The 5,831-nt window shown below is 41.6% G+C and carries 11 protein-coding genes; 10 read left to right on the plus strand and 1 reads right to left on the minus strand.

Going from position 1 to position 5,831, the window contains the following annotated elements:
• Positions 1–696 carry a LexA family protein gene (locus B0182_RS02465; RefSeq protein ID WP_078273434.1) on the minus strand — a complete coding sequence of 232 codons (696 nt, stop codon included), beginning with the start codon at positions 694–696 and terminating at the stop codon, positions 1–3.
• Positions 697–866: 170 nt separating this feature from the next.
• Here B0182_RS02465 and B0182_RS02470 point away from each other — a divergent pair, with 170 nt between their 5' ends.
• The 10 genes from B0182_RS02470 (at position 867) to B0182_RS02515 (ending at position 5,555) form a co-directional block, all read left to right on the plus strand.
• Positions 867–1,046, plus strand: a complete 180-nt coding sequence (locus B0182_RS02470; RefSeq protein ID WP_078273435.1) for a YdaS family helix-turn-helix protein — start codon at positions 867–869, stop codon at positions 1,044–1,046.
• Between the two features lie 67 nt (positions 1,047–1,113).
• On the plus strand, positions 1,114–1,830 hold the full coding sequence (locus B0182_RS02475; protein WP_078273436.1) for a Rha family transcriptional regulator: 717 nt from the start codon (positions 1,114–1,116) through the stop codon (positions 1,828–1,830).
• Positions 1,827–2,144, plus strand: coding sequence for a hypothetical protein (locus tag B0182_RS02480; protein ID WP_078273437.1), 318 nt, complete (start codon positions 1,827–1,829; stop codon positions 2,142–2,144). Before B0182_RS02475 ends, B0182_RS02480 begins: the two co-directional genes overlap by 4 nt.
• On the plus strand, positions 2,141–2,593 hold the full coding sequence (locus B0182_RS02485) for an HNH endonuclease (RefSeq protein WP_078273438.1): 453 nt from the start codon (positions 2,141–2,143) through the stop codon (positions 2,591–2,593). Before B0182_RS02480 ends, B0182_RS02485 begins: the two co-directional genes overlap by 4 nt.
• Entirely contained in the window at positions 2,590–3,477 is an 888-nt protein-coding gene (locus B0182_RS02490; RefSeq protein WP_078273439.1) for a replication protein, read from the plus strand. The genes B0182_RS02485 and B0182_RS02490 overlap by 4 nt, the downstream gene beginning before the upstream one ends.
• The gene (locus B0182_RS02495) at positions 3,474–4,082 is read left to right on the plus strand and encodes a hypothetical protein (RefSeq protein WP_078273440.1); all 609 of its coding nucleotides are present in this window, start codon (positions 3,474–3,476) and stop codon (positions 4,080–4,082) included. The genes B0182_RS02490 and B0182_RS02495 overlap by 4 nt, the downstream gene beginning before the upstream one ends.
• Complete coding sequence (locus tag B0182_RS02500) at positions 4,079–4,486, plus strand: VRR-NUC domain-containing protein (RefSeq protein WP_078273441.1); 408 nt, start codon at positions 4,079–4,081, stop codon at positions 4,484–4,486. The genes B0182_RS02495 and B0182_RS02500 overlap by 4 nt, the downstream gene beginning before the upstream one ends.
• Complete coding sequence (locus B0182_RS02505; protein ID WP_078273442.1) at positions 4,483–4,761, plus strand: DUF968 domain-containing protein; 279 nt, start codon at positions 4,483–4,485, stop codon at positions 4,759–4,761. The genes B0182_RS02500 and B0182_RS02505 overlap by 4 nt, the downstream gene beginning before the upstream one ends.
• A 21-nt stretch (positions 4,762–4,782) precedes the next feature.
• Complete coding sequence (locus B0182_RS02510; protein WP_078273443.1) at positions 4,783–5,073, plus strand: hypothetical protein; 291 nt, start codon at positions 4,783–4,785, stop codon at positions 5,071–5,073.
• Positions 5,070–5,555: a recombination protein NinB gene (locus B0182_RS02515; RefSeq protein WP_078273444.1), complete on the plus strand. Its 486-nt coding sequence runs from the start codon at positions 5,070–5,072 to the stop codon at positions 5,553–5,555. Before B0182_RS02510 ends, B0182_RS02515 begins: the two co-directional genes overlap by 4 nt.
• Positions 5,556–5,831: the final 276 nt, after the last annotated feature.

The following is a 5,831-nucleotide window of genomic DNA, read 5'->3' on the forward strand; positions in this document are numbered from 1 at the left end:
TTAATACTTCACCCATTTTCCCACCACTTTGCCCACAAGCTCCCATTCACTTTTTGGGGTCATACGTTGCTCGTGCCAGTCAGGGTTTAGGGGTTTTAGGTACATATCTGCCGATGTCTCGCCCATGATAAGCTGTTTAAAGGTGGCTTCATGGTTGCCATTTTCACGCACCACCACCAAATCGCCATTTTTCAAATCCCACACGCCAAAGTTCGGCTCAACAAATATCACTTCATCAGGTTTAAATTCGGGCATCATGGACACGCCACGCACTCGCAGGCAAAAGCCCTTTGCTGACAGGTTGGCAGGTCTGGGCAGATACTCGGTATCTTCATCTACCCATTCCACCACATCAGACGAACTCCACGACCCTGCCGCCACCCAACTGATGATAGGCACAGGATTATTCACGGACAAAAAGTCGCTTGGCTCAACTTCGCTTTGACGGTTTTCTATGGCTTTGATTCTCTGGCGAAGTTCATCGATGGTAGGCTTGGCGGTCATATTGCCTTGTCCTGTCAAAATCCAATCCACGCTCAACCCAAAAGCCTTGCCAATTTCCAATGCACCAGACTTGGATATACCACGATTTGCCCAGTTGTTAATATTTTGGGGTTTTGTACTGATGGTTTCTGCAATCTCAGTAGGTGTTTTGTTTGTTGCGTCAAAAACTCGTTGCATGGTTGGGTGTGTCATAAGTAAATCCTAAGACTAAACAAGATGTTTAGTATTTTAACACAAGATTTAAAGGTCTACAAATACAAAATAAATACAACATGAGTTCATCAATTTTTTAAACAAAATGTTGATTTAATGGCAAATTATGTTTATAATGTTTAAATCATTTTGTTTAAAGAAGGCATTCTATGACCGACAAAGAATTAATTGAAAAACTAGGCGATACAACCGCCTTAGCCAAGCTCTTAGGATTTACAGAGCAACGTGTTAGTAACTGGAAAAGACGTGGCATTCCACCCAAAGTCAAACTGGAAAACCCCGAACTTTTTCAAAGCACCACCCAAACAAAAACCCCTAGCGACAACTAGGGGCGGTGTCCATCGTTCGGATTAACTTCGGACGGTGTTATTTTCTACAAACAACGGAGTCTATTATATGACAAATTTACCCCAAATTCAAGGCAATTTTCAAACGATGTCAAGTCGTGAGATTGCCACATTGTGCGAAAAAGAACATCGCCATGTATTGCGTGATATTGATACTTTAAATGAAACCTACGAAAAAATGGGGTTGCCCAAAGTTGGGCAAGGGTATTACACCACGCCCAACACAGGCAATCAGCAATATCGTGAATACTTATTGACCAAAGAGCAGTGCATTGACCTAATTACAGGCTATCGTGCTGATGTGCGTATTCGTATTAATCGTCGTTGGCAAGAGTTGGAAAAAGCAACAAGCCTTGTTTTGCCCGATTTTTCAAATCCTGCTGAAGCAGCTCGTGCATGGGCTGCTGAATTTGAAAAGCGAGAACAAGCCGAAAAAGCCAAAATCGCCCTAGAACAACAAGCCAAACTAGATGCCCCCAAAGTTGCTCATTATGACCTTGTGGCTGACCGTAAGAACCTAGTCAATGCTTCACAGGTTGGGGCAAAGGTCGGACTGTCGGCGGTCAAACTAAACAAGCTACTTGATGACTTTGGCGTGTATAACAAATCCGTCAAACGCAACGCACGCACCTTTAATTTATGGTTTATCGCCAAAGGTCTCGGCGAGATGAAACAAAGCGAAGCAGGGTATGACCAAGCCCTATTTACGCACAAGGGCGAAGCATGGGTGATTGAGAAACTTGCTAATGAAGGGGTTGTCGCATGATCAAGCAATACTCTGACTACTACCGCCCCAAAGGCACGCCCCAATCGGTCATCGATGAATGGATAGCCGAGCATGGCCTATCCCCAATCACAAAAATCAAAAAGCCCAAAAGAAAAAAGACCAAAGAGCAGACCGTCCGAGCGGTCAAAAAGCTGTTAAAAAAACAAGGCGTGATTAGCATTGATGATTATATTGCCTTAAATCCTGCAAATATGAGTTTGCGTGAAGTGATTGATATCTTACGCAAAAATACAAATTGGACTTTTGGCAAGACATTAAAAGCAGGTTTTAAAATCATGGGAGAGAAAAAATGAGCTTCAAAGCAATGCACCCAAATCAAGCAAGAGACAACAGTATTATTTCGCAGATGAGTCAAAATGAAATCATCAAAAAAATAGAGAAAGGCTCTGTTAGCTTTACTGGTCATTTCAGACATGAATTGTGGAAGTCTCATCATAAAAAATGTGCTTATTGTGGTATAGATTTAGAGTCTGTTTCGGATATGCGTATAGACCACTTTATTCCAAAATCTAAGGTGCTAGACAATAGTGTTGAAAATCTAATTTCATCTTGTAAGCGTTGTAATTCAATTAAAGGTAAAAGTGATATGGATTATTTTAGATTTTCATTAGCAGTTTCTAATTCTGTTCTTTACGGTATTATCCTACCAAATGTCGCTAAAAAATTGCTTGATATTGGTATTGAACTACCTATTGTTGAAAAACCTTTTTATTTTGAAACTCTGCTAGGTGGTGCAAAATGAGCAAATTCATCGCAAACAGTTTTCAGCTGCCAAACGCATTCGTTGATGAGATGCTTTGCAAGCTTAGCGGTAATGCGTGCAAAATATATTTGCTCATCGTCCGCAAAACCCGCGGTTGGCACAAAGAAGCCGACCGCATCAGTTATTCACAAATCCAAAAATATACTGGAATAAATCATCGTGCAACAGTCAGCAAAGCAATCGATGAATTGCTAGAAATTGGGTTAATTTCTGTTCAAAAAGGCAATGAAAAATCAATGAGCGAATACCGCTTAAATGATGATTTTTGTGGTTCAAAAAATGAACAAGAAGCTGGTTCAAAAAATGAACAAGTCAAAAAATGCACTAGTTCAAAAAATGAACCAGCTGGTTCAAAAAATGAACAAGAAGCTGGTTCAAAAAATGAACATACAGAAATACATTATATTAAAAACACTAAAGAGAAATACAGAGAGTATGAACACACGCACGAAAATCTTGAAAATTCGCAAACAGCAAAACCGAACAAATCGACTGGTAAATCTCCATCAGCCAAAAAATTCATCACGGCAGATGAGCTAGTCAGCCTAGGGGTTGATGAGCAAGTGGCAAACGATTACCTAGCCACCAGAAAAACCAAGCTCACCCAAACAGCCCTTAGCGGCATCGCCAAGCAAGCAACCCTTGCAGGGGTATCACTAGCCAAAGCGATTGAGTTCGCTTGTGAAATGGGTTGGCAGTCATTCAAGGCGGATTGGTATCAGAACGCACAAACCAAGTTTGGCAATCCACAGCCAACAAACCGCATGGACGAATTACGCCATATGGCAAATACCAATCCGACCAATGTTTTTGTCGATGATTTACCTAGCGACTTTCAAAATTACATCGGAGTGAACTCATGAGCAACATCGTAAAAATCCAAAACGTTGAACACCTAACCGCCATGATTAAAGCGATTGTGCCACGTTCATTTGAAAAAACCTTTGGCGGTCTTAGCACAAACGAAGTGGTTGCAGGATTTGCGTTTTGTGTGGCAGGATTTAGTCAAACTGAGCTTAACACAGGGCTTGCCAAAATTAACCAAATGGGCTATTGCCCTGACCCTGCCTTGTTCGCCAAATGGTGCAAGGGCATTGATGGCTTTGATAATACCGACGTCATCGCCGACAGCTACATCAGCAAAAACGGGGCGTTATCAAACATCCTAGCATGGCGTGGCGACAGCACACAGCCGATTAGCACGGCAGAAAAACAAGCTTATGACAAGACCATGCACCTGTTTTCACAGGCGGACTACAACGGCAACATGACCATCACCGCCCATAGTGCCTTCAAAGACCATTACGAGATGATTGTGCATGAACTGGTGGTAAACAAGGTCAAATGCGAGCGGTACATCGCCCCCATTGCCATCACCCACGCCCCAAGCGAGCCGTCCAAGCAATTAGCCAGTGATGAGTTTGTGCACAGCCTGTTTGGATTAAACAAAATGGATGTGTTGGCATGAGCGAAGACAGTGAACAAAAAGCCATCATCAGTTGGGCAAGATGGCAACCGCTATTTGATTTGGGCATGGCGGGCATGATTGCTGACTACCTGCACCACAGCCCCAACGGTGGGGCAAGAAGTGGGCGAGAAGGGGCGAATTTTAAACGAATGGGAACAAAGGCAGGGTTTCCTGATTTGTTTTTATTTATCCCGCACGGGGGCTATCACGGCTTATTTATCGAGCTTAAAGCCCCAAAGGGTAAAACCAAAGACGGCAAACATAAGCAGGCGGGCAAGGTGTCAGAGTTGCAAAAAGCGATGATTGACCGCCTAAACGCACAGGGTTACAAAGCGGTGGTGGCGTATGGGGCAACTGGGGCAATTGATGAGATTAAGGCGTATTTGGGGATTAATGAAGTATGAACCGACTTAACCGCATAAAATCCCTGCCCTGTGTCCAATGCCACGCCCCACCACCAAGCGACCCTTGCCACGCTAATTGGGCAGAATTTGGCAAGGGAATGGGGACTAAGTCCGATGATGAGTACACTATTCCATTGTGCCGAAAATGCCATCAAGAGTTGGACACTTATCAAGGACGAAACCGTGAACGGGCTAAGGCGTGGTTTTTGAGAAAACTTGAGTTTGTTAATTCTGTGTTAAATGAGCAGGATAACCCAACTGAGAATTTATTTTAATTTATTTTAAAGGTGTTTGTTATGATGATTATTTTTTGGATTATTTGTTATTTAATTAAAACCTACTTGATTTATTTGGTTTATCAAGATATGAGTGGATTATTTTCTTTGCCGATTTTGAATTATATTGAAATATTATTAATCTTAAACTTTGGGTTAATGATTAAATGTATCTTAGGTAATTCTAGCTATGCGGATTTTAGTGTCTATAAAAAATTTACAATAGCAGAAAAAGTAACTTTGGGTTTTTCAAATGTGCTTATTATCTTAATACTTGCTTCACTTCATATTCTATATCAAATTTTCTTATGAAAAATCAATCCTACCGCCTTATCAATGCCGATGTTGCCGAGAACTGCTTTAAAGCGATTCATCAAGCCGTAGCGGACAACCTAAACACACCGCATAATGTCGTGGTAACGATTGGCATTGATGACGATAAGGCAAGAAGCAACGCCCAGAACCGACTTTATTGGAGCTGGCTTCACGAACTAGAAAGCCAAAATGGGCAAGATGATGAATGGTGGCATATGTTTTTTAAACGCTTGTTTTTGGCTCGTATTTACGCACGAGATGATGGTGAATTTGCCGAGATGGCGGATAGTATCAAGCGGTGTAAGGGCGTAATTAACGACACGCTTTATGAAAATATCGCAATGAGTGTGATTAAAAATATCAGCACAACAAAGGCAAATACCAAACAATTTGCCGAGTATTTAACAAAAATTGAATTATGGGCGGTGGCAAATGGCTTTAAGGTTACGACACCGCAGGAATTGGAGTGGGTGAGATGATTTGTTTATTGTTTTTGGTTATTGGTTTCTTTGTTGGCTATCAATATGCCCATTTTTATATTGCCAACGAATGCGAAAAGTTGGGTGGTTTCTTTGTTGGCAATAAAATTTATGAATGCAAAAGGGTAATTAAAAAATGACTTACTACACAAACGACAACGGCGATGTTGCCAAAGTGATTGATTATGACCGAAAATCAGATACGGTAACGGTGGTTATTAATGACAAGGCGGCAGTTATGGCGTGGGACGAGTTTATTAGCGAATTTAAGAGAAT

Origin of the sequence: Moraxella bovis (genome assembly GCF_002014975.1) — a bacterium.
GTDB classification, from domain to species: domain Bacteria; phylum Pseudomonadota; class Gammaproteobacteria; order Pseudomonadales; family Moraxellaceae; genus Moraxella; species Moraxella bovis.